Source organism: Burkholderia aenigmatica, assembly GCF_048627025.1.
Lineage (GTDB): Bacteria > Pseudomonadota > Gammaproteobacteria > Burkholderiales > Burkholderiaceae > Burkholderia > Burkholderia aenigmatica.
The window spans coordinates 1120255-1143867 of the sequence record NZ_CP184470.1; the positions used below are offsets into that span (position 1 = coordinate 1120255).

The 23613-nt window shown below is 68.2% G+C and carries 21 protein-coding genes; 9 read left to right on the top strand and 12 right to left on the bottom strand.

Features of this window, described 5'->3' with window-relative positions:
• Positions 1-2 precede the first annotated feature (2 nt).
• Together dmpG and ACN8ZM_RS37405 are read left to right on the top strand one after the other, a co-directional pair.
• Positions 3-1025, top strand: coding sequence for a 4-hydroxy-2-oxovalerate aldolase (gene dmpG, locus ACN8ZM_RS37400; RefSeq protein WP_420212975.1), 1023 nt, complete (start codon positions 3-5; stop codon positions 1023-1025).
• A gap of 182 nt (positions 1026-1207) precedes the next feature.
• Positions 1208-2299, top strand: a complete 1092-nt coding sequence (locus tag ACN8ZM_RS37405) for a porin (RefSeq protein ID WP_420213327.1) — start codon at positions 1208-1210, stop codon at positions 2297-2299.
• A 15-nt stretch (positions 2300-2314) separates the two neighbouring features.
• On the opposite strand, the gene ACN8ZM_RS37410 is transcribed toward ACN8ZM_RS37405, so the two are convergent.
• Genes ACN8ZM_RS37410 through ACN8ZM_RS37430 form a run of 5 tightly spaced genes read right to left on the bottom strand, consistent with a single transcriptional unit; the run spans position 2315 to position 7681 of the window.
• Positions 2315-3832 carry an efflux transporter outer membrane subunit gene (locus ACN8ZM_RS37410; RefSeq protein WP_420212976.1) on the bottom strand — a complete coding sequence of 506 codons (1518 nt, stop codon included), beginning with the start codon at positions 3830-3832 and terminating at the stop codon, positions 2315-2317.
• Positions 3829-4824, bottom strand: a complete 996-nt coding sequence (locus ACN8ZM_RS37415; protein ID WP_420212977.1) for an efflux RND transporter periplasmic adaptor subunit — start codon at positions 4822-4824, stop codon at positions 3829-3831. Before ACN8ZM_RS37415 ends, ACN8ZM_RS37410 begins: the two co-directional genes overlap by 4 nt.
• A gap of 1 nt (position 4825) precedes the next feature.
• Positions 4826-5038 carry a DUF1656 domain-containing protein gene (locus tag ACN8ZM_RS37420; RefSeq protein WP_039369242.1) on the bottom strand — a complete coding sequence of 71 codons (213 nt, stop codon included), beginning with the start codon at positions 5036-5038 and terminating at the stop codon, positions 4826-4828.
• 34 nt (positions 5039-5072) lie between these two features.
• The gene (locus ACN8ZM_RS37425) at positions 5073-7205 is read right to left on the bottom strand and encodes an FUSC family protein (RefSeq protein WP_420212978.1); all 2133 of its coding nucleotides are present in this window, start codon (positions 7203-7205) and stop codon (positions 5073-5075) included.
• Positions 7202-7681: a MarR family winged helix-turn-helix transcriptional regulator gene (locus tag ACN8ZM_RS37430; RefSeq protein ID WP_420212979.1), complete on the bottom strand. Its 480-nt coding sequence runs from the start codon at positions 7679-7681 to the stop codon at positions 7202-7204. The genes ACN8ZM_RS37425 and ACN8ZM_RS37430 overlap by 4 nt, the downstream gene beginning before the upstream one ends.
• A 298-nt stretch (positions 7682-7979) precedes the next feature.
• Between ACN8ZM_RS37430 and ACN8ZM_RS37435 the strand changes: the two genes are divergently transcribed.
• From ACN8ZM_RS37435 to ACN8ZM_RS37445, 3 genes are all read left to right on the top strand, one after another.
• Positions 7980-8840, top strand: a complete 861-nt coding sequence (locus tag ACN8ZM_RS37435) for an FAS1-like dehydratase domain-containing protein (protein ID WP_420212980.1) — start codon at positions 7980-7982, stop codon at positions 8838-8840.
• 196 nt (positions 8841-9036) lie between these two features.
• Complete coding sequence (locus ACN8ZM_RS37440; protein ID WP_301767612.1) at positions 9037-9324, top strand: DUF1330 domain-containing protein; 288 nt, start codon at positions 9037-9039, stop codon at positions 9322-9324.
• A 58-nt stretch (positions 9325-9382) separates the two neighbouring features.
• A complete protein-coding gene (locus ACN8ZM_RS37445) occupies positions 9383-9844 on the top strand; it encodes a hypothetical protein (protein ID WP_143331234.1) in 462 nt (153 codons plus the stop codon).
• Positions 9845-9987: 143 nt separating this feature from the next.
• Here ACN8ZM_RS37445 and ACN8ZM_RS37450 read toward each other — a convergent pair whose 3' ends face one another.
• The 3 genes from ACN8ZM_RS37450 to ACN8ZM_RS37460 form a co-directional block, all read right to left on the bottom strand.
• The gene (locus ACN8ZM_RS37450) at positions 9988-11688 is read right to left on the bottom strand and encodes a dihydroxyacetone kinase family protein (RefSeq protein WP_420212981.1); all 1701 of its coding nucleotides are present in this window, start codon (positions 11686-11688) and stop codon (positions 9988-9990) included.
• A 247-nt stretch (positions 11689-11935) separates the two neighbouring features.
• Complete coding sequence (locus tag ACN8ZM_RS37455) at positions 11936-13024, bottom strand: sigma-54 interaction domain-containing protein (RefSeq protein ID WP_420212982.1); 1089 nt, start codon at positions 13022-13024, stop codon at positions 11936-11938.
• Positions 13021-14343 (bottom strand): acyl-CoA dehydrogenase family protein, encoded by a 1323-nt coding sequence (locus ACN8ZM_RS37460; RefSeq protein ID WP_420212983.1) that lies wholly within the window; start codon positions 14341-14343, stop codon positions 13021-13023. The genes ACN8ZM_RS37455 and ACN8ZM_RS37460 overlap by 4 nt, the downstream gene beginning before the upstream one ends.
• 506 nt (positions 14344-14849) lie before the next feature.
• Here ACN8ZM_RS37460 and msuE point away from each other — a divergent pair.
• Both msuE and sfnG read left to right on the top strand, forming a co-directional pair.
• Positions 14850-15410 carry an FMN reductase gene (gene msuE / locus ACN8ZM_RS37465; RefSeq protein ID WP_420212984.1) on the top strand — a complete coding sequence of 187 codons (561 nt, stop codon included), beginning with the start codon at positions 14850-14852 and terminating at the stop codon, positions 15408-15410.
• 36 nt (positions 15411-15446) lie between these two features.
• A complete protein-coding gene (gene sfnG / locus ACN8ZM_RS37470; protein WP_420212985.1) occupies positions 15447-16550 on the top strand; it encodes a dimethylsulfone monooxygenase SfnG in 1104 nt (367 codons plus the stop codon).
• A gap of 43 nt (positions 16551-16593) precedes the next feature.
• Here the strand turns inward: sfnG and ACN8ZM_RS37475 are convergent, their stop codons facing one another.
• Positions 16594-17241, bottom strand: a complete 648-nt coding sequence (locus ACN8ZM_RS37475) for a LysE family translocator (protein ID WP_089454607.1) — start codon at positions 17239-17241, stop codon at positions 16594-16596.
• A gap of 110 nt (positions 17242-17351) precedes the next feature.
• Here ACN8ZM_RS37475 and ACN8ZM_RS37480 point away from each other — a divergent pair, with 110 nt between their 5' ends.
• Positions 17352-18203, top strand: coding sequence for a LysR family transcriptional regulator (locus ACN8ZM_RS37480; RefSeq protein ID WP_043185323.1), 852 nt, complete (start codon positions 17352-17354; stop codon positions 18201-18203).
• A 22-nt stretch (positions 18204-18225) separates the two neighbouring features.
• On the opposite strand, the gene ACN8ZM_RS37485 is transcribed toward ACN8ZM_RS37480, so the two are convergent.
• On the bottom strand, positions 18226-19116 hold the full coding sequence (locus ACN8ZM_RS37485; protein WP_420212986.1) for a LysR substrate-binding domain-containing protein: 891 nt from the start codon (positions 19114-19116) through the stop codon (positions 18226-18228).
• A 152-nt stretch (positions 19117-19268) separates the two neighbouring features.
• Here ACN8ZM_RS37485 and ACN8ZM_RS37490 point away from each other — a divergent pair, with 152 nt between their 5' ends.
• Positions 19269-22316: an FAD-binding and (Fe-S)-binding domain-containing protein gene (locus ACN8ZM_RS37490; RefSeq protein ID WP_420212987.1), complete on the top strand. Its 3048-nt coding sequence runs from the start codon at positions 19269-19271 to the stop codon at positions 22314-22316.
• Between the two features lie 141 nt (positions 22317-22457).
• On the opposite strand, the gene ACN8ZM_RS37495 is transcribed toward ACN8ZM_RS37490, so the two are convergent.
• The gene (locus ACN8ZM_RS37495; RefSeq protein WP_268988857.1) at positions 22458-22586 is read right to left on the bottom strand and encodes a hypothetical protein; all 129 of its coding nucleotides are present in this window, start codon (positions 22584-22586) and stop codon (positions 22458-22460) included.
• 54 nt (positions 22587-22640) lie between these two features.
• Complete coding sequence (gene choX / locus ACN8ZM_RS37500) at positions 22641-23588, bottom strand: choline ABC transporter substrate-binding protein (RefSeq protein ID WP_420212988.1); 948 nt, start codon at positions 23586-23588, stop codon at positions 22641-22643.
• Positions 23589-23613: the final 25 nt, after the last annotated feature.

Here is a 23613-nt window from a genome sequence, read left to right on the forward strand (position 1 = left end):
GCATGAGCAAGAAACTCTATATCTCCGACGTCACGTTGCGCGACGGCATGCATGCGATCCGGCATCAGTATTCGCTCGACGACGTGCAGGCGATTGCCCGCGCGCTCGATGCCGCGAAGGTCGACAGCATCGAGGTCGCGCATGGCGACGGCCTGCAAGGATCGAGCTTCAACTACGGGTTCGGCGCGCATGGCGATCCCGAATGGATCGCGGCCGCGGCGGAGGTCGTCACGCACGCGAAGATCGCGACGCTGCTGATTCCGGGCATCGGTACGATCCACGACCTGAAAGCCGCATACGATGCGGGCGCACGCGTCGTGCGTGTCGCGACCCACTGCACCGAGGCCGATATCTCGAAGCAGCACATCGAGCATGCGCGCGCACTCGGCATGGACACGGTCGGCTTCCTGATGATGAGTCATATGACGACGCCGGACCGGCTGGCCGTCGAGGCGAAGAAAATGGAAAGCTACGGCGCGACCTGCATCTACGTGGTCGATTCCGGCGGCGCGATGAACATGAACGACGTGCGCGACCGCTTCCGCGCGATCAAGGCCGTGCTGAACCCCGATACGCAGACGGGCATGCATGCGCACCACAACCTGAGTCTTGGCGTCGCGAACTCGATCGTCGCCGTCGAGGAAGGCTGCGACCGGATCGATGCGAGTCTTGCCGGCATGGGGGCAGGCGCGGGCAATGCGCCGCTCGAAGTGTTCATCGCGGCAGCCGAGCGTCTGGGCTGGCATCACGGCACGGATCTTCACCTGCTGATGGATGCGGCCGACGACATCGTCCGCCCGTTGCAGGATCGGCCGGTTCGGGTGGATCGCGAGACGCTCGCGCTCGGCTACGCCGGCGTCTATTCGAGCTTCCTTCGCCACTCGGAAGCGGCAGCACGGAAGTACGGGCTGAAGACGGTCGATATTCTCGTCGAACTCGGCAAGCGCCGGATGGTCGGCGGGCAGGAGGACATGATCGTCGACGTCGCGCTGGATCTTCTCAACACGCGTTCCGCCGCCCGATAGCGGTTCGATCGCGAGGCAGTCGTGCCTGTCCACGCCGGACAGGCACCGCCGGCACCCGCGGGATGCGTTCACGCATGCCGGCACGCATCGATTCGATGCGGCAGTACGCAAATAATAATCAATATAACTAAATAAACTGGAAATCAGGTCAATGGAGACGAGCAATGAAAAGTGTGGTCTGGATGGGAATTGCCCTGGGCGCATCGGCATGCGTGCACGACGCTCAGGCGGGAACGGGTAGCAGCGTTACGCTGTATGGTTTTCTGGATGCGGGCATCACCTACGTCAGCAATTCGGGTGGGCACGGCACCCTGAAGTTCGACGACGGCATCATGGCGCCCAATCTGCTGGGTATCCGGGGGGACGAGGATCTCGGTGGCGGCACGCACGCGGTCTTCGATCTCGTCAGCCAGATTGCGGTCGGAACGGGGGCGATCCAGCCGCCCGGCAAAGGCCTCTTCGGGCGCAACGCATGGGTCGGGTTGACCGACAACCGGTTCGGGTCGATCAAGTTCGGTAACCAGTACGACTTCATGATCGACTCGCTGTTCTTCGGCCGTACCGATGCGGCGTTTGCAGTCGGTGGCCTGTACGATTTTCGCGCGGGCCCGTTCCAGAAAATCGCGCTTCCGTACAACCCGCCGTACGCGGCGCAGTTCGACTGGGACCGGATGTCCGGCCAGACGGTCGCGAACTCGGTCAAGTATCAGTCGCCATCCATTTTCGGTTTCCGAATGGGCGCGATGTATGGATTCGGTGGCGTGCCTGGATCGATGGGAAGCGGAAACAGCGTCAGTGCCGGCCTGAATTACGATCACGGCGCGTTCGGCGCCGCCGCCGCGTTCACCGAAGTCAAGTATCTGCAGCCGGGCGGGCCGCAGGTCGGCATCCGCAACTGGGGCGTCGGCGCGCGCTACGATTTCGGCCGGCTCGCGACCAGCGCGCTCGTCACGACCGTGCGCAACGGGGCGAACGGCGGGGCGATCGCCCAGGGCGAGCTGGGCGCGACGTTCCTCGTCACCCCCGCGCTGGAGCTCGGGGCGAGCTACATGTACATGAAGGGCAACGCGTATCTCGAGAACAATCACGCGCACCAGCTGAGCGCGTCGGTGGACTACTTTCTCTCCAAGCGGACCACCGTCTACGCGGTCGCCGTGTACCAGCGCGCGAACGCCAACGCGCAGGCACTCGTCAGCGGCATCATCGACCCGAACGGCACCGCCAGCGGCCCGAATCAGCTGCTGGCGCGCGTGGGGTTGCAGACGCGTTTCTAGGTCTTCGTCGGCGGGTTACTCGGCTGCGGTAACGGCGGCCGAGGCCGCCGATGCATCGCTTGCCGGCGCCTGCCTCGACATCGGCTTCGATGCGTCGGCCGCCGCATCGTCATCCCACCCGCCGCCAAGCGCGAGGAAGAGCCGCACCTGGTCGGCCGCGACCTGGCCTTCGGCCGCTGCGACCTGTGCCTGCACGCTCGTCAGCGTACGCGTCGCGTCGAGATCGGAGATGAACGACTCGCGGCCGGCCAGATAGAGGCGGTGCGTTTCGTCGGCGGAATTGCGCGCCGATTCGTAGGCCGTGCGCAGCGCTTCCGTGCGCTGCACGTCGGCCGCGTAGGTCGCGAGGCTCGACTGCGTTTCGCGCAGCGCGTTCAGCACGACGCCGTCGAAGTGCGCGAGCGCGCCGCCCGTTGCGGCTTCGGCTTCGCGCACCCGTGCACGCTGGCCGTTGACGGGGAACGACCAGCTGATCAGCGGGCCGAACGACCAGCGATTCGTCGTGGACGAGAACAGGTCGGCGGCGACACCGACCGAGCCGGCCGACGCGCCGATGCTGATCGACGGGTACAGCGCGGCGGTCGCCACGCCGATACGCGCGGTCGCGGCAGCGAGTTGCCGCTCGGCTTCGCGCACGTCGGGGCGGCGGCGCAGCAGCGCGGCGCCGTCGCCGATCGGAATCGGCTGGCGCAGCTTCGGCAGGTGCTCGCATTCGGCAACGGCTTTCGGCAGGTCGGCCGGCGATCGCGCGAGCAGCGCGGCGAGCTGGTACTGCGCGACCTTGCGGCGGCCTTCGAAGCGCGGGATATCGGCGGCGAGGGTGCGCACCTGTGTCACGCCGCGCGTCACGTCGGTCTGGTTGCCGCGCCCGGCATCGCGCAGCCGCTGCGACAGCGCGACGCGCTGCTTCTGCAGTGCGAGCGACTGCTTCGCGACGGCCAGCTCGTCGCCGGCCGAACACGATTCGACGTAGGCGCGCACGACGTCGGCGACGACCGTGATGCGCGCCAGGTCGCCGGCGGCCCGGACGGCGTCGCTGTCCGCGCGCGCGGCTTCGACGCCGCGCCGCAGCTTGCCGAACAGGTCGATTTCGTACGACACGTTGATGCCGACCGTGCCTTCGTTGACGACCGGCAGCTTGTTCTCGAGCAGGTATTGCTCGGCCGATTCCTGCGCGCGCTGCACGGCGGCTTCAGCGCCGCCGGAGAAGCCGCCCTGCTGGTTCGCGACTTCCAGCGCCGCACGCGAGCGCGCGAGGTTGGCCGCGGCGACGCGCAGGTCGGTGTTCGATTTCAGTGCATCGCGCACGAGCCCGTTGAGCACGGGGTCGTCGTAGAGTTGCCACCAGTTCCCGGGTACGGCGTCGCGCGACACGAGCGTGCCGTTCGCATCGTCGAGCGCATGGTTCGCGAGCGGCGCATTCACGTAGGCCTGCTGCGGCAGCGTGTAATCGGGGCCGACGGACTTGCACGCGCCGAGTGCGAGCGCAAGCGGCGCGAGCGTCGCGGCGAGGCGCAGACCGTGCCGTTTCATTGCGATGCTCCTGCTGCGCTGGCGGCCGTGCCGGAAGCCGTCGATACCGGCGCGACGGCCGATGCCGGGATGGCGGCCGCCGCCGACGCGCCGCCTGCCGGCTTCGCGTTGTCGTGGCGGCGCGTGTCGGCTTCGCGCATCGACACGGTCGCGGTACGGCCCGCGATCATCCGGAAATCGTCGGGCACCTCGTCGAGCACGACGCGCACCGGCACGCGCTGCGCGAGCCGCACCCAGCTGAATGCCGGGTTCACGTTCGGCAGCAGGTTCGCGCCCTGCGTGCGGTCGCGATCCTCGATCGCGGCGACGATGCTCTGCACATGGCCGCGCAGCGTATGCGGCTCGCCCATCACGATGATGTCGACCGGCTGGCCGATGTGGATGCCGCGCAGCTTGGTTTCCTCGAAGTAGCCGTCGACGCGGAACGAATTGCGGTCGACCACCGACAGCACCGCGCGGCCGGCCGGTACGTATTCGCCGACGCGCGGCGCGCGGTCGTTCAGGTAGCCGTCTACGGGACTGACGATCGTCGTGCGCTGCAGGTTCAGCTTGGCGGTATCGAGCGACACTTGCGCGTCGGCGACGGCGGCTTCGCCCTGTTCGACGCGCGTGCGGCTTTCCTCGACCTGCTCGCTCGCGACCAGGTTGCCGAGCTGCAGGTTGCGCGCATATTCGCGCTTCGCCTGGGCGAGTGTCGCGCGGCGCTGCGCGAGCGTGGCTTCGGCGAGCCGTTCCGCGAGCGTGTAGCGGGCCTGGTCGATCACGAACAGCACCTGGCCGCGCTTGACCTCCTGGTTGTCGGCGACCTGCACCGACGTGATGAGGCCCGCGACGTCCGGCGCGACCTGGATCACGTCGGCGCGCACGTGACCGTCGCGGGTCCACGGCGAGAACATGTAGTAGTTGACGATGCGCCACAGCACGACGGCAGCCACGACGACGACGATCAGGGTGAGCAGGATTTGCCCTGCCGAGAGCCAGGTTTTTTTCACGTTAGGTAGCCACGAGATGGTGGGAAACGATCACGACGGCGGCAAGCACGAACACGTAGATGCCGAGGTCGAAGATCGAACGGTGCCAGACGAGGCGGTAGAAGCCGACGCGCTCGAGCACGGCGCGCACGACGATGTTGATCAGGTAGGCGATCAGCATCAGCACGAGCGGGGCCGGCACGAATACGCCGAAGATGTCGATTTCGCCGATCATGGTCGCGGTCGGAAAGACGGATGGAAAAGCGGGATCATGCGCGTGCCCCGTCCGACGCCTGCGGCGGTTGCCCCGCCGCGGCCGGATACAGCGACAGGCGCAGGCCGACCAGCGCGTGCAGCGTGTCGCGCAGCCGGCGATGCGTGGCGGGCGTGGCCGGCGCCGTGGGCGCCGCGCCGTCTTCCGCCTGCGTGGCGCCCGGCAGGTTGCGGCCCGCGACGCGTTGCAGCGCATCGTCGATCGTCTCAAGCAGCGCGGGCGGCGCCGGCTGGCGCGCGTTCGCGGCGGCGCAGCGCGTGTAGTGGTCGGTGACGCCGGCCAGCACGCGGTCGATCGCATCGGGCATGTCGCCCGACAGCTTGCGGCGCGCGCGGCGCAGGTCGAGCGCGTTCAGTGCGATGCGCAGGTCGCGGAAGCTCTCGATCGACGGATGGCGATGGTCGTCGGACGCGCCGAGGCGCGGCAGCAGATGCGTGACGCGGTCGAGCATCCGCGACGCGTGGTTGCGCTGGTCGTCGAGTGGTTGCGTCGACGCGGAGCGCGCGACATCTTCCCAGCCCGAGCGCAGCAGGCGTCGCACCGCGAGTTCCGCGCCGAACGGCCGCGTCGCACGCGTCCACACATAGGCGAACAGCAGCCCGGCGACGCCCGCGAGGTTGCTGTTCAGGAACACGAAGAAATCGGCGTCGTACGCACCCTGGATGCTGATGAAGGTGGCCGTGTTCACGGCGACGAGCATCGTCACCATGTTGAACTGCGGGCGCGGCAGCAGGGTGCCGATCAGGATGAACGGGCCCGCGAACATCACCACGAGCATCGGGAAATCGTGCACGTGCGGCAGCACGACGAACAGGTACAGGCCCGCGAACACGACGCTCGCGGTCGTCGCGAGGAAGAACTTGAACACCAGCGGCGCCGGCTCGTCGAGCGCGGCGAAGAAGCTGCACGACACGGCCACGAGCGTGACGGCCGCGGCGCCGTCGTGCCACCCGGACGCGATCCACAGCCAGCTCGCGAACACGATCGCGGCGACGACGGTCAGCGTCGAGAACAGCATCATCCCGCGATCGAAGAAGCGCTCGGTGCCGCCGAGCCGCCAGTGCCGGTAGCGCGGCTGCCAGACGCCCGCTTCGTTGCCGATCAGCGCGCGCAGCGAGCGGCAGTCCTGCCAGATGTCGATGACCTGGCGCAGCCGCCACAGCGCATTCGACAGCAGGGCGCCGTCCCAGCTCGTCAGTGCATCGTCGCCCGGCTGCAGCGCGACGATGCGTTCGCGCAGGCGTTCCGCGACCGGGTCGTCGGTCAGGTCGCCGTCGCTGCCGGCCCTGACGGCCGGCAGCGGCGCGTCGAACCATTTCGCGGCATCGGCGAGCAGCTCGTCGAGCCCGGCCGGCCGGATGTGCAGGTCACGCATCAGCGCGATCAACGGATCGGCGAGCGACGACATCAGCGGCAGGAACAGCTGCATGCGGCCCGCGAGCGCCTGCGCGCGCGCGAGGATGCGCGGATGCGCATGGTCGTAGCTCAGCTGGCTCAGCAGAAATTCGAGACCCGTGATGGTCGCCGCGAGGCGTTGCCGGCAAGCGGACAGCGCCTTGCCGGCAATGTGCCCGGACAGCGTTTCGCGGCCGTAGAACGCGGCATCCTTGAACCACGCGTCGGTGCGCTCGATCAGCGTCGGCGCGAGCCGGTTCGGGAAGATCGCGCTGCCGACCACGCTCGCGCACACGATGCCGAGCACGATTTCCTCGGTGCGCGCGATCGCGACGTCGAACACGGTGGACGGATCGGTGACGGTCGGCAGCGCGATCAGCGGCATCGTATAGCCGGCGAGCATGAACACATAGCTGCGCGCGGTGCGGTCGGAGATCGCGAGGTAGAGCAGCGTGCCGCACCAGGTGGCGACGATGATCGCGAACAGCAGCGGCGTCTCGACGAACGGCGGCACGAAGAAGATCGCGGCGGCCGCGCCGAGCGCGGTGCCGAGCGCGCGATACAGCGCCTTCGAGCGCGTCGCGCCGACGAACGGGTTCGACACGATGTAGACGCTCGCCATCGCCCAGTACGGGCGCGGCAACTGGAAATACAGGCCGAGGTACAGCGCCAGCATCGACGCGGCGAACGTCTTGCCCGAGAACAGCCAGTCGCGCAGGCTCGGATAGGTCATGACGTGGCGTTGCCGGTGTGGGACGCGCGCGCGGCGGGCGTGTGCGACTCGGATGCATTGAAGGCGTCGAGCACGCGCAGCGTCGCTTCGAGGTCGGCGCGCGTGACACCCTTGAGCACCTGGGCGCGCAGCGCGCGCAGGTCTTCTTCCATCTTCGCGGTGACCGCGCGGCCGGCGGTCGTCAGCGAGATCGTCTTCGCGCGGCGGTCGTGCGGATCCTCGTCGCGGCGCGCGAGGCCGGCCGCGCACAGCTGGTCGAGCAGGCGCACGAGCGACGGCCCCTCGATGCCGACGTGTTCGGCGAGCGTGCCTTGCCGCACGCCTTCGCCGAGGCGGCCGGCGATCAGCAGCGGCGTCGCGCACGCTTCGGACACGTTGTACGCGTTCAGCACGCCGTCACTGGTGCGGCGCCACTTGCGCGCGGACAGCACGAGCAGGCTGCTGACGGCGAGGCGGAGGTCGTGCAGATTGGTCATGGGCGAGATGATAGGGGCAAAATAATTCGATAGCAAACTATCGTTTTTGTCACCCGCATGACACGTCGCTCACGGCACGGCCAGCCTGTTTGAAGCAATTTAGGCGGCGTGCCGGGGATGGTCAAGCTGTAAGGTTGACGGCACCGGCGGTGCGCGCGGCGGCCGCGATCGAATGGTCAGACGAAAGTCGTCCGGCGGGTCAGGCAGATCGGAAGCCGGGGTTCGGGAAATCCGGCTTCGCGAAACGGCGCGTGGCGTGCATATTGGGACCGTTGCAAGCATCCCGGAGACTTCGCACGTGTCTATCTCATCCTCGCAGCCCCCCGCCCCGGCATCGCTCGACGCGTGGCTCGGCAAGACCGAAACGCTCGGCGACGACATCACCGCGTTCCCGCTGAACGCGCTGGCCGCCACGCTCGACCGTCCGTCGCCTGGCGACGTGGTACCGCCGATGTGGCACTGGCTGTATTTCCTGCCGGTCGCGCCGCTGGCCGAACTCGGCCCCGATGGCCACCCGAAGCGCGGCGGCTTCCTGCCGCCCGTGCCGCTGCCGCGCCGCATGTGGGCCGGCGGCCGCCTGACGTTCCATGCACCGCTGCGCACGGGGCGGCGCGCGACGCGCGAATCGACGATCGCGAACCTCGAGGACAAGACGGGCCGCAGCGGCCGGCTCGTATTCGTGACGGTGCAGCACCGGATCGAGTGCGACGGCGCGCTGTGCGTCGAGGAAGAGCACGACATCGTCTATCGCGATGCGCCGCAGCCGGGCGCCCCCGCGCCGAAGCCGATCGCGGCGCCGGCAGGCGAAACGTGGTCGCGCACGGTCACGGCCGACGCCGTGCTGCTGTTTCGCTATTCGGCGCTGACCTTCAACGGTCACCGCATCCACTATGACCGCAGCTACGTGACGCAGGAGGAAGGCTATCCGGGGCTCGTCGTGCACGGCCCGCTGATCGCGACGCTGCTCGTCGATCTCGTGCATCGCGAACGGCCCGGGGCGACGCTCGCGAGCTTCGCGTTCCGCGCGGTGCGTCCGACCTTCGACGGGGAGCCGTTCACGCTGTGCGGCAAGCCGTCGGACGACGGCAATTCGATCGAGCTGTGGGCGAAGGATCGCGACGGCTGGCTGACGATGCAGGCCACCGCAACCCTGGCGTAACGGGCGCCAGTTCGTTCATCAGCGATGTGGCACGATCCGTCAGCGGATGGGCGTTGCCGCACGCTGTTGCCGCCCGGGCGTGCACCTGGGCGGGCCCCGACGTTCGTCGGCAAACCCCTGTAAGCTGCGAGCAGGTCGCGTATCGTCCTGCGGCCGGCCCGTCCACCTTCCACGCATCGCATCAGGAGCACGTATCTTGGCCACCTACATTGTGTTTACACGTGAAAGCATGCAGGACCCGCAAGAATTCGACCTCTACCAGAACAAGGTCGGCGCGACGCTCGCCGGGCATCCGGTGAAGGTGCTCGCGGCCTACGGGGCGCAGGAAACGCTCGAGGGCGAAGGCCCGGAAGGCGTCGTGATCGTCGAGTTCCCGTCGAAGGAAGCCGCGCACGCGTGGTATCACGGCCCCGAATACCAGACCGTCGCCCAGCACCGTTTCAAGGGCGCGCGCTATCGCGCCGTGCTGGTCGAAGGCGTCTGAACGACCCGCATCGAGCGTTTCCGGCGGCGCGTTGCGACGCCGGGCACCCGCCCCGCCCATGAACACATCGATCCCCGCCACTGCACCCGTTCGCCCGCCGATGGGCCGTGCCACGACCGTGCTGCTCGCGATCAGCGTGCTGTGCTATCTGGTCGCCATGTTCACCGCGCCGTTCCGTACCGGCGCGCCCGTTCCGCATCCGTGGGCCGACGGCTGGCAAGTGCTGTTGACGGGCTGGATGGGCGTGCTTGGCGGGATCTATGCATGGCTTGCGAATCCGCTCGTGTTCGCCGCCTGGCTGCTGACGGCGAAGCGCTACCGCGCCCAGGCGGTCGTGCTGGCCGGACTGGCGTTGCTGTTCGGATTGAGCTTCCTGACGCAGCACCAGATCGCCGTCAACGAAGCAGGGGACGTCGAACCCGTGCATCTCGATGCGATCGGCTACTGGTGCTGGCTCGCGAGCTTCGGCGCGGCGTCGGTCGGCGCGGCGTTGTTGCCCGGGCGGACGAAAACGCGCTGATGGAGTGCGGACGGTTCGAGGCGGAGTCGGCGGAGGTGACGCCGCCCGCATCGCGGCGATTCGCGGCATCGGCACGTGACGCTACGTGACGTCACGCGTGCCGATGCATTGAAGGCGCGCTCCGCGCCTTCAACCTTCACGCTTCACCCGACGTGCGTCTGTAACGCACGCACCCAATACGACACCGCCACCGCGCCGCCGTCCGGCGTGCCGATCGCGCGTTCGCCGAGATAGCTCGCGCGCCCCGCGCGCGGCGTCATGCGTGCCGTTTCCTGCGCACCGTGCTCGGCGGCTTCGACCGCGGCCGCCCATGCGCCGGCGGGATCGCGATCGTTGTCGAGCGCACGCTCGAATGCCGCGACGGCCGGTACCAGCGCATCGAGCATCGTCCGGTCGCCGGCGTGTGCGCCGCCCAGTTCGCTGATCGAATCCACCGCGCCGCGGAACGCCGCGGCCCAGTCGCGTGCCGATGGCTCGGCGATATCGGCCAGCCGGCGCGACGCGCGCAGCAGCGCGGTTGCATAGAACGGCCCCGAACTGCCGGCGATCGCGCGGCGCAACGCGGCGCCGAGCGCCGCAAGTGCGCCGGCCGGCGTGCCGCATGCGGCTTCCGGCAGTGCGAGGATTGCCTGGGCGGCGCGCAGCATGCTCGCGCCGAGATCGCCGTCGCCGGCCGCCGCATCGAGATCCGTCAGCGTCTGCTCGTGATCGATCAGCGTCTGCGCGACCGCGTGCAGCGCCGGTTGCAGGCGCGCCGCCCACGCGCGGCCGGCCGCATCGAGCGGCGGCAGCGGTGCTTCCTGCGCAGCGGCCGCGGCCACGCGGATCTGCGTATTCACGGCACCGCCGCCCGGCCATGCACGCGCCTGCGTCGGCGCGTCGAGCAGCACCGCGCGTTCGTCGTTCAGCCGCAGCACCGAGATCGAGCAGCCGGGCATGTTCAGCGCCGACAGGAACGTGCCGGCCCACGCGCGCGCAACGACGATGCCGCGCCGGTGCAGGTTGTCGTACGCGGCGCGCAGCACGATCGCGAGTTCCATGTCGGGCGTCGCGCCGAGGCCGTTGACGAACAGCGCGACCCGCTCGCCGCGGTCGAGCACGAGATCGGCGACGATGCTCGACAGCAGCGTGTCGACCAGCGCATCGGCCGGCAGCGGCGCGCGGCGTTCGACGCCTTTCTCGCCGTGGATGCCGAGGCCGAGCTCGATCTCGTGATCGGCGAGGCTGAAGCCCGACTTGTCGGCGCCCGGGATCGTGCAGCCGTCGAGCGCGACACCCATCGTGCCGAGCTCGGCCGCCGCGTCGCGCGCGATCGCCGCGACGCGGGCGAGCGGCAGACCGCGCGCGGCGGCCGCGCCGGCGAGCTTGTGGATCAGCACGGTGCCGGCGATCCCGCGCCGCTGGCCACGCTCGACGCGGCCGCGCAGCGAGACGTCGTCGGCGACGATGACCGTTTCGACCGGAATGCCTTCGGCCCGCGCGAGCTCGGCGGCGAGCCCGAAATTGAGCCGGTCGCCCGTGTAGTTCTTCACGATCAGCAGCGCGCCGTTCGGGCCGGCGCTGGCGCGGATCGCGGCGAGCACGGCGTCGGTGGACGGCGACGTGAACACTTCGCCGCAGACGGCCGCGCTCAGCATCCCTTCGCCGACGTAGCCGCCGTGCGCGGGCTCGTGGCCGCTGCCGCCGCCGGAGAGGACGGCGACGGCGCGCTGTGCCGGCTCGGGCAGCGGCTGGCGGACGAGCACGTGCTCGTCGCCGAGGATCGCGACATGCGGCGACTGCCGTGCGATGCCTTCCAGCATTTCTCGCACGACATCGGACGGGCGGTTGACAAGCTTTTTCATGGCGACGGATTCCGGACGGGTGAACGAGGCTCGGCCGGGCCTGCACGGGCGCCGGACGGCCTTTCGTGTTGCGGAGGATCGTGCGGGCGCGCTGTCGCCGGGGGCAGGCGGCCATCTATGGGATGACCGTATGCAGGGGCGAGACGCGGCGCACGCTTCGCGCCACGATACATCAGGTTCGGACGTTGCTGCACGGATCGCGGCGCGATCGCACCGGAGCGGGGTGGCGGCGCGCTCCCATACGCGGCTACTTCATCGCCGCAATTTCCTTCGCGCGAATCAGCCGCGCGCGCAGCACGTTGCGGCTGATGCCGAGCAGACGCGCGGCCTGGATCTGGTTGCGGTGGCTGAATTCGAACGCGACACGCATCACGGTGTCCTCGATGCGTTCGAACAGGTTGCCGTGATCCTCGTCGAACAGGTCGCGCAGCGCGCGTTCGAGCGCGGCCTGCGCGCCGGCGGCCGTCTCCGGCGGGGTCGTGGCGGTCGCCGGCAGGACCGGCGACGTGATGTGCAGGTCGGCCTCCTGCAGCGCGTCGTGGTGGCTCACGAGCAACGCGTGGTGGATCACGTTTTCGAGTTCGCGGATATTGCCGGGCCAGCCATGAGCCTCGAGCCGGCGCTCGGCGTGCGGGTCGATGCTGCGCGGCCCGTAGCCGAGGCGGCTCCGGTAGTCGTCGAAGAAGTGGCGCGCGAGCGGCAGGATGTCGCCCGGGCGTTCGCGCAGCGTCGGCACCGCGAGTTGCACGACGTTGAGCCGGTAGAACAGGTCGCCGCGAAACTGTCCGTTCGCGACGGCTTGCTGCAGATCGACGTTGGTCGCGGCGACCACGCGCACGTCGATCGGCACGCCCGTGCGCGACCCGAGCCGCACGACCTCGCGCTCCTGCAGCACGCGCAGCAGCTTGACCTGCATCGACAGCGGCAGGTCGCCGATCTCGTCGAGAAACAGCGTGCCGCCGTTCGCGGCTTCGAACCAACCGGGCTTCGCGCTGAACGCGCCGGTAAACGCGCCTTTCTCGTGGCCGAACAGTTCGCTCTCGACGAGCGTTTCGGAGAACGCGCCGCAGTTCACCGCGACGAACGGCCCGTTGCTGCGGCGGCTGAGGCCGTGCACGTGTCGCGCGATCAGTTCCTTGCCGGTGCCGGTCTCGCCGACGATCAGCACGTTTGCGTCGCTCGGCGCGACCAGGCGCATCCGTTCGAGCAGCGCGACCGAGCGCGGATCGACGAACACCTGCGCGCGGGCACGAATGGACGTCGCGAGCGCGGGCCGGTCGGGCAGCGTGAGGACGGGCGCGGCGTCGGGCCACGCATCGGAAGGGGAGTGGTTCACGAGTAGAAGCCCGGCGTCGGATAGGTTCGCTTGAGCGCCCATTCGCCGATCTCGCGAATCTTGTAGGCGAGCGGGTCGTGGAGCGTATGGGTGCGCAGGTTGCGCCAGTGCCGGTCGAGCCGCAGCGCGCCGTGCGTCGCGCGAGCACCGGCGACGTCGAACATGCGGGTGCAGAGATCGAGCCCGGTGCGCGCGGCCGACACCTTCGCGGCTGCCGTGGCGAGCGCAACCTGGCCGCGCTCCGCATGCGTGAGCGCCGCATCGCGCGCCCACGCGGCATCGAGGCGGTCCGCCGCGCGATCGGCGAGTACGCGGGCGGCTTCGAGCCCAACCCAGAATTCGCCGTACTGGCCGAGGATGTACGGATCGTCGCCGGTGCTCGCGACCTGCGCGCCGGGCCACGGCCGTGCCTCGTGCAGCGTGTAGTGCCGCGCGTCGTTGAACGCGGCTTCGGCGATGCCGAGATACACGTTCGTCAGCACGAGCTGCGCGACGAGCGGGCGCAGGCACGCGAACGGCGTCGACAGCGGGCCGGGGTCCGTCAGCAGTTCGTGATCCTCGACGCGCACTTGCTCGAACGTGACCGTGCCGCTGTCGGTCTGGCGCTGGCCGATGTTGTTCCAGTCGTCGGCGATCGAGATGCCGCTGCGCTGCGTCGGCACGGCGGCGATCAGGAACGCGCGCGTGTCGGCGTCGTGCGCGGACGCGATCAGCATCTGCGAATCGAGCGCCCCCGAACAGAAGCTCTTCTGGCCGCTGAATTCGTGCCATGCGCCGCGCGAGCGGCTGACCGTGCGCGCGTCGAGCGGATTCAGCGCGTTACCCCAGAACCACTGCTGGCGCGCGGTGCGCTCGAACCACGATTCCCACTGCGCGGGCGCGCCGAACAGCCGCACGGTTGCGAGCATCAGGTGATGGAAGCCGAACACGTGCGCGAGCGAACTGTCGGCGGCCGCGAGCACGCGGACGACGTCGAGCGTCGTGCGCCAGCTCGCGCCGAAGCCGCCGTAGGCGGCCGGGATGCTCAGCGCGAGCAGGCCGCTGTCGCGCAACTGGTCGCGCTCGGCCTTCGGCGTGCCGCCCTGCTCGTCGCGCTCGGCCGCGGTGCGGGCAAAGCCGGCCGCCAGGCGCTCGGCGATCTGCAGGGCGTCAGGGGGCGCCGGTTCGTCGCGGGGCGGCGTGACGACGCGCAGGCTTTCCGCGCGGGGCGATACGGAAATGGAGGTCATGGCGATGAATGCGTCGGGTCGCTGCACGAAAACGGTCAGGTCGCGATGGGCGTTGCTGACCGGGTGCTGCGTGATCAGCAGAGTGTTCATCGTTTTGTGCAACGCCGGAAACATCGATTTCTGATAACCAATGCCGGATTGCTGCTCTGGACGCAGCCGCGCGCGGCGAGGTCGTGCGGCGCAGCGATCGGCGGCATGCAAAGTGACGATGCAGCAGCCATGCCGACGCTACCGCAGGGATGCGATGCGTCGCGCGGGCGCATGAACGCGGAAAGCGGACGCCGCGTGCCTGCCGGAATCCGTGTCGGAACGGAAAAACGTGCTTGGCGCGCACTGCGCTGCTGATCACGCAGCAGCGCATCAGCAGCGCTGTTTCCCCCGGTTCATCGCGCTGCGGAATATGGATGTGATGGCGCGGCTGGCAGGCTTATCAACGTGCCGCAATCGACGGAATCGCTGCGACATGCCGTCGATCGCAATGCATTTCGTCATGCAGACGATCGTTTTTCGTCGCGATCGTCGAAATGGCACGCTCCTTGCTGACCCATGACGTGACGGGTGCGTCGGGACCCGACTCGACAATGGGAATGCAACCGATGAGCAACACCCTCAACGTGGTCGCGATCTCGGGCGGCCTGCAACGGCCGTCGCGCACGCGGGTGCTGACCGACGCGATCGTCGCGGCACTCGGCGCCGCGCTGCCGATCGACACGCGGCTGATCGAACTCTGCGAGATCGGCGGCCGGCTGGCCGGCGCGCTGACGCGCAAGCAGGTACCGGCCGACCTCGACGCGCAGATCCGCGCGATCGAGACGGCCGATGCGCTCGTCGTCGCGAGCCCCGTGTATCGCGCGTCGTACACGGGCCTCTTCAAGCACCTGTTCGACCTCGTGCATCACGAAGCGCTGATCGACGTGCCCGTGCTGCTGGCGGCCACCGGTGGCAGCGAGCGTCATGCGCTCGTGATCGACCATCAGCTCCGCCCGCTGTTCAGCTTCTTCCAGGCCCGCACGCTGCCGATCGGCGTGTACGCATCCGAAAGCGATTTCGACCAGTACCAGATCGCGAACCCGGCATTGCGCGCGCGTATCGCGCTCGCCGTCGATCGCGCGGTGCCGCAACTGCGCCCGCATGCGCTTTCCGTCGCGGCCGCGTAGGCCGCCTGCGTTTTCTCTCTCGACCAGGACACACTCATGAGCCATACCGATCCTTCCGCCGACGGCGTCAAGTTCGCCTACTGGGTGCCGAACGTCAGCGGCGGCCTCGTCGTCAGCACGATCGAGCAGCGCACCGACTGGAGCCTCGAATACAACCAGCAGCTCGCGCGCACGGCCGAAGCGGCCGGCTTCGATTACGCGCTGAGCCAGATCCGCTTCACGGCCGGCTACGGCGCCGAATACCAGCATGAGTCGGTGTCGTTCAGCCAGGCGCTGCTGCACGCGACGACGACGCTCAAGGTGCTCGCCGCGATCCTGCCGGGGCCGTGGCATCCGGCCGTGGTCGCGAAGCAGCTCGCGACGATCGACCACATCTCGAACGGGCGCATCGCGATCAACGTCGTGAGCGGCTGGTTCAAGGGCGAATTCACCGCGATCGGCGAGCCGTGGCTCGAGCACGACGAACGCTATCGGCGCTCGAAGGAATTCATCCAGGCACTGAAGGGCATCTGGACGCAGGACAATTTCACGTTCAAGGGCGACTTCTACCGCTTCAACGACTACACGCTGAGCCCGAAGCCGCTGCAGAAGCCGCATCCGGAGATCTTCCAGGGCGGCAGCTCGCGGGCGGCGCGCGACAATGCGGCGAGCGTGTCGGACTGGTACTTCACGAACGGCAATACACCGGAGAACCTGAAGGCGCAGATCGACGACATCCGCGCGAAGGCGGCGGCGAACAACCATCGGGTGCGGATCGGCGTCAACGCGTTCGTGATCGCGCGCGATACCGAGGAAGAGGCGAAGGCGGTGCTCGACGACATCATCCGGCACGCGCACGTCGAGGCCGTGCATGCGTTCGGCGATGCGGTGAAGCAGGCCGGCAGCGCGTCGCCGGAAGGCGAGGGCAATTGGGCGAAATCGACGTTCGAGGATCTCGTGCAGTACAACGACGGCTTCCGCACGAACCTGATCGGCACGCCGCAGCAGATCGCCGAGCGGATCGTCGCGCTGAAGGCGATCGGCGTCGATCTCGTGCTCGCGGGGTTCCTGCATTTCATCGAGGAAGTCGAGTACTTCGGCAAGCGCGTGCTGCCGCTCGTGCGCGAACTCGAGGCGCAGCGGCAGGCGGTTGCCGCGTGATGCGGCGGCGGGCCGCTCCGCTTCAGGGGCGCGCTCGCGACCGTTACGCCACCCCCGCCATCTTCGACGCATCGACCACCATCTGCACGCCAAGCCCACCCAGCACGAGCCCCATCGCCCAGCGCTGTGCGAGCAGCAGCGTCGGGCGCCCATGCAGGAACTTCGCGATGCTGCTCGAACAGATCGCCACCAGCCCGTTCGCGGAAGCGAACGCGGCGATCAGCAGCGAACCGAGAAACAGCGATTGCCCGAGCACGCTGCCGCTCCCGTAGTCGATGAACTGCGGCAGCAACGAAATGAACAGCATCGCGAGCTTCGGATTCAGCACGCTGGTCGTCGCGCCCATCGCCAGCAGTCGAAGCGGCCGCTCGCTGGGCAACGCCTGCACTTCGAACGGCGAACGGCCGCCGGGCCTGACGGCCTGCCACGCCAGATACAACAGGTACGCCGCACCGACCACGGCCAGCCCGCTGCCCGCATAGGGCACGCTCATGAACAGCGTCGTGATGCCGAACGCCGCGCCGAACATGTAGAACAGGTAGCCGATCATCACGCCACCGAGTGAAATGAGCCCCGCCGTGCGTCCTTGTGCAATCGAGCGCGACATCACGTAGACCATGTTCGGCCCGGGCGTGACCGCGAGCATGCCGCCGATGACGAGAAATCCGTAGAGCGATCCGGACGTGTGCATATCTGCTGATTCCTGCAACGAGTGAGGGTTGACGGGATTCATTGTCCGACCGTGGAGAAGAACAGTAAAACGGGATAAACTGAATCGATTGATCAGTTTTTCTGAATGCGATGAAAAAGCTCGACCTCGATGTGCTCGCGATGGTGGTGGCCGTTGCCGAATCCGGATCGTTCGCGCAGGGCGCGCAGGTGGTGCACCGGTCGCCGTCGGCGGTGAGCATGCAGATCAAGGCGCTGGAAGATGCGCTCGGCAAGCCGCTCTTCATCCGCGACACGCGCAACGTGACGCCGACCGACGACGGCACGATGCTCGCCGAATACGGCCGCCGGATGCTGGCGATGCGCGACGAGGCATGGGCGTCGGTCGTGCGCCCGGAGATTCGCGGCCGCGTGACGATCGGCGTGCCCGACGATTACATTTCGTCGCTGCTGCCGCAGGTGCTCGGCAAGTTCGCCGCGATGCATCCGCGCGTGGAGCTGCGCGTAATCGGCCAGCCGAGCAGCGCGCTGGTGCCGATGCTGAAGGACAACACGGTCGACCTCGCATGCCTCACGCGGATCAAGGGCGTGACCGGCGAACTGATCCGGCTCGAACCGCTCGTCTGGACCGGGTCGTCGAAACGGAACGTATGGGAAGAGCGGCCGCTGCCGGTGGCCTTCTTCACGTACGGCGGCAGCATGGCGCGCGATCGGGCGGTCAAGGCGCTGAACCGGCGGAAGATCCCGTACCGGATGTCATACGAAAGCCCGAGCCACCTCGGCCTCCTCAGCATGGTGGAGGCCGGGCTCGCGGTCGCGCCGCTGGCGCGCTGCTGCATTCCCGATCATCTCGTGCAGCTGTCGGAAAGCCACGGGCTGCCGCCGCTGGGCGAACTCGAGGTCGTGCTCGCGCGCAGCGCGCAGTCGGCGCGCCCGCCGTGCGACTACCTGGCCGAGCAGATTCTCGGCGAATGGCGCACCTGAGCGGCCCGCCGGCAGCCGCGTTTCAGCACGACTTCAGCAGCCATTCGCGGAACGCGACGAGCGACGGCAGCGTCTCGTTCCCCGGCGGGTAGACGAGGTAGTAGCTGCGCTGGCTGGTGATCGCGTCGCCGATCGACACGAGCTCGTTGCGGCTCAGCTCGTCTTCCACCAGCACCTTCGGCACCAGCCCGATCCCCATGCCGGCCCGCACGGCCTGGATCAGGTGCGACGTCAGCTCGAAGCTCGGGCCGATGCGCATCTCGCGATGGTCGAGCCGGTAGTGCGAGAACCATTCCGCCCACGCCTGCTGGTTGCTCGTCACGCCGAGCAGCGTCTGTTTCGCGGCCCACGCCGGCGAATGCGCGTCGGCCTTGCGGCGGCTGCCGGTGTCGGGCGGCGCGATCGCGATCAGGAACTCGTTGTACAGCCGGTGTGCGTGCAGGCCCGGCCAGTCGCCCGCGCCGACGGTAATGGCCGCATCGAGGTCGTCGTTGAGGAAATCGACGCCGCCGATCCGCGAGTGAAGGTGCACGGTCACGCCCGGATGCGCGGCGTAGAAGTCGTGCAGGTGCGGCAGCAGCCATTTCGAGCCGAACGTCGGCAGCGTCGCGAGCCGCAGCGTGCCGGCGCCCGCCTGGTGGGACATCGCCTGCAGCGTCGCGCCGCGGATGCGCCCCAGCGCGCCGCTCAGCTCGGTGAAGTAGCGCCGCCCGACCTCGGTCAGCTTGACCGAGCGGCCCTCGCGCCGGAACAGCGGCACGCCGAGCTGGTCTTCCAGCGTCTGGACTTGCCGGCTGATCGCGCTCTGGCTCAGCGACAGCTCTTCGGCTGCGCGCGTGTAACTTTCGTGCCGCGCGGCGGCCTCGAACACGAGCAGCAGCGACATCGACGGGGTGAGGCGACGGTAATTCATGAGTTTTATGCAATATTCGCCGGATCAGAATTCGTTTGTTTCTCATGGAAGTTCCAAAGATACTGGAATTCCCGGTCGCGTGGAAACTTGCTAAAAAATCATGTTTCGGCCACGCGAACCGGCCGGTTCCACCCACACTGCGCCATTACCCCATGTCGATCGCCTCGTTGCCCCGTCCCGCCAGCCCGCCCGCGCATGCGTACCGTGACTTTCTCGCCGCGTTGCAGGCTGCCGGCTTCGCCGGGGAAATCCGCGCCGACCATGCGAACCGGACGGTGCAGGCCACCGACAACTCGATCTACCAGCGTCTGCCGCAGGCGGTGATCTGTCCCGCGCATGCGGACGACGTCCGGCTGCTGGCGCGGTTGCTCGCCGAGCCCGCGCATCGCGACGTCGCGGTGGCCGCGCGCGGCGGCGGCACGGGCACCAACGGGCAGTCGCTGACCGACGGCGTGGTCGTCGACCTGTCGCGCAACATGAACCGGATCCTCGAAATCGACGTCGAGCAGCGCTGGGTGCGCGTGCAGGCGGGCGTCGTCAAGGATCAGCTCAATGCGGCGTTGAAGCCGCACGGGCTGTTTTTCGCGCCGGAACTGTCGACGTCGAACCGCGCGACCGTCGGCGGGATGATCAACACCGACGCGAGCGGGCAGGGCAGCTGCACGTACGGCAAGACGCGCGATCACGTGCTCGAGCTCGATTTCGTGCTGATGGGCGGCGAGCACCTGCACAGCGACGCGCTCGTGGACGACGAGCTGGAGCGCCGCTGCGCGCGGCAGGACCGCATCGGCAAGGTGTACCGCACCGCGCGACGCATCAGCGACGACAAGGCGGCGCTGATCGACGCGAAGTTTCCGAAGCTCAACCGCTGCCTGACCGGCTATGACCTCGCGCACCTGCGCGAACCCGACGGCCGCTTCAACCTGAACAGCGTGCTGTGCGGCGCCGAAGGCTCGCTCGGCTTCGTCGTCGAGGCGAAGCTCAACGTGCTGCCGATCCCGAAGTATTCGGTGCTGGTCAACGTGCGCTATGCGGGCTTCATGGACGCGCTGCGCGACGCGCGCGCGCTGCTCGCGCTTCAGCCGCTGTCGATCGAGACGGTCGACTCGAAGGTGCTGATGCTGGCGATGAAGGATTTCGTGTGGAGCAGCGTGGCCGAGTATTTCCCGCAGGACGACGCTCGGCCGACGCTCGGCATCAACCTGATCGAATTCAGCGGCGACGACGCGGATGACGTCGACGCGCGCGTGCGCGCGTTCGTCGACCATCTGCGCACCGATACGAGCGTGGAGCGGCTGGGCCACACGCTCGCGGCCGGCGACGACGCGGTGAAGCGCGTGTATGCGATGCGCAAGCGCGCGGTCGGCCTGCTCGGCAACGTGCAGGGCGAGGCGCGCCCGCAGCCGTTCGTCGAGGACACCGCGGTGCCGCCCGAGAACCTCGCCGCATACATCGCCGAATTCCGCGCGCTGCTCGACGGTCACGGGCTGCATTACGGGATGTTCGGCCACGTCGATGCCGGCGTGCTGCACGTGCGGCCGGCGCTCGACATGAAGGACCCGAAGCAGGCGGCGCTGGTGCGGCCCGTGTCGGATGCGGTGGCCGAGCTCACGCAGCGCCACGGGGGGCTGTTGTGGGGCGAACACGGCAAGGGCGTGCGCTCCGAGTATGCGCCGGCGTTTTTCGGCGAGCTGTATCCGTCGCTGCAGCAACTGAAGGCCGCGTTCGACCCGCACAACCAGTTCAACCCGGGCAAGATCGCGACGCCGCCGGACCACACGATGCGGCTGCTGAAGATCGACGAAGTGCCGACGCGCGGCGACCACGACCGGCAGATCGACGAGCGCGTGTGGCAGAGCTACGGCACCGCGATGCACTGCAACGGCAACGGCGCGTGCTACAACTTCGACCCGGACGACGCAATGTGCCCGTCGTGGAAGGCGACGCGCGAGCGCGTGCAATCGCCGAAGGGGCGTGCGTCGCTGATGCGCGAATGGTTGCGCCTGCAAGGGCAGGCCGGCGTCGACGTCGTCGCGGCGGCGCGCGCGCGGCAGCCGTTCCTGAGCAGCCTTGCCACGCGCTGGCGCAACAGCCGTGCGGCGCGCAGCGGCGAAGCCGACTTCTCGCACGAGGTGTACGACGCGATGGCCGGGTGCCTCGCGTGCAAGTCGTGCGCGGGGCAGTGCCCGGTGAAGGTGAACGTGCCGGAGTTTCGCTCGCGCTTCCTCGAGCTGTATCACCAGCGCTACCTGCGGCCGCTGCGCGACTACCTGATCGGCTCGCTCGAATTCACGATGCCGTGGATGGCGCGGGTGCCCGCGCTGTACAACGGGCTGATGCGGGCAGGATGGGTGCGCACGGTGCTGGAGCGGCACGTCGGCATGGTCGACAGCCCGCTGCTGAGCCGCTTCGATCTCGCGGCCGTGATCCGTCAATGGCAGGTGAAACCGGCCGACCCGCAGGCGCTTGCCGCGTTGAGTGATGCGCAGCGCGCACGCAGCGTCGTCATCGTGCAGGACACCTTCACGCGCTATTTCGATACCGAGCAACTGGCGACGCTGATCGAGCTGGCGGCGCGCACGGGCTTTCAGGTGTGGCTTGCGCCGCTCGCGCCGAACGGCAAGGCGCTGCACGTGCAGGGCTTTCTGCGGGCATTCGAAAAGGCGGCGATCCGCAATGCGACGCAGCTGGCCGCGCTGGCGCGCTCGGGCGTCGCGCTGGTCGGCCTCGATCCGGCGATGACGCTCACGTATCGGCAGGAGTACCTGAAGGTGACGGGGCTCTCGGATGTGCCAAAGGTCGCGTTGCCGCAGGAGTGGCTGCTGCAGGCGTTGCCGGAAGCGGGCACGAGCGGTGTGACCGGGTCGTACCGGTTGCTGCCGCACTGCACCGAGAAGACCAATGCACCCGACAGCGGCAAGCAATGGGCGCAGGTGTTCGCGCGACGCGGGCTGCGGTTGAAGGTTGCATCGACCGGATGCTGCGGGATGTCCGGCACCTACGGGCACGAGGCGCGCAATCTCGCGACGTCGAAGACGATCTACGCGCAGTCGTGGGCGGCGCACGTGGACGGGCCGGAGGACGAAGGCGAGGCGCTGGCGACCGGGTATTCGTGCCGCAGCCAGGTGAAGCGGATGTCGTCGAAGCAGGTGCGGCATCCGTTGCAGGCGCTGCTCGATCATGTGCGGGCGGCGGGGTGACGATCGGGCGAATCGTCTGTCGTCGCAGGCACGCGGCTGCGGGCCGGCAGCGCATTCACGTCGAGTCCTGATTTTCCGGCGTCTGCGGGAGGGGGAACGTTCGCCACGGCCTCGGACGCCGTCCCTCAGACGCCGGCCATCTCATCGCCGGTTCCTCGCATCTTCCGCCATCGAGCACCATCGCTCCAGCGGATGCCGGGCGAGCAGCGCTGCGCAATGAATGGCGAGCGCCGGCAGGCGGAGCAGGAACCCCTTCCATCGATCGGCCATCGTTTTCTCCGGTGTTCCGTTTGCGAAGCGGGCGATGGATGTCGCCCGCGCCCTCTATAGTCCGAGCGCCGTTTTCACCGTGGCCAGCCCGTTCCTGCCGTCGAAACTCGTGACACCGTCGAGCCAGCCGTCGAGCACATCGGGATGTTGCCGGAGGTACGCCCTTGCCGCGTCATCCGGCCGGGTCTTGTTCATCACGTCGAGCATCAAACGGTTTTCCATGTCGGTCGTAAAGCGCAGGTTCGAGACCAGCCGCCCGGCATTCGGACAGCGTTGAGCGAAGCCGTTGGCCGTCAGCGTATACACCCTCGCTTCCCCATAGTTCGGACCGAACGACGCGTCGCCGCCGGCGAGATACTGGATCGGCACCTGGATGTTCATCGGGTGCGGCGCCCATCCGATGAACACCACCCACTTCTTTTCGCGAACCGCGCGCTGGACGGTGACCAGCATGCCGGCTTCGCTCGATTCGACGAGCTTGAACCCGCGCAGGCCGTGCTCGTTGTTGTCGATCATCCGCTGAATCGTGGCATTCGCGCTGCTGCCCGGTTCGATACCGTAGATCTTTCCGTCGAGTTCGGCACGGTGCCTGGCGATGTCGTCAAAGGACCGGAGCCCGCCCTGGTACGCGTAGTCGACCGTGGCGAGCGTCTCTTTCGCACCGGACAGGTTCGGCGGGTCGAGCTTGACGAACGCATGCGAGTCGAGGAACGGCTGGATCTGCTTGTCCTGAATGGGCCACCAGTAGCCGAGCGACACGTCGATCTGGCGGCTTTTCAGTCCGGCGAAGGAGATCGGCACGGACGACAGCGTCGTCGTCGGGCGATAGCCGAGACTCTCGAACAGCAGCGACGCAAGCGCCGTGGTGACCGTAATGTCGGTCCAGCCGATGTTCGAGAGCCGCACCGGTCGACACGCTGCGTCGTCTTGCGCGGAAGCCATGCCGGGCAGCGACGACGCGATGACCAGCGTTGCCAGCATGCGAGCCATTCTGGATTTCATGATCGGGCCGGGAGTAAGGGGTGAC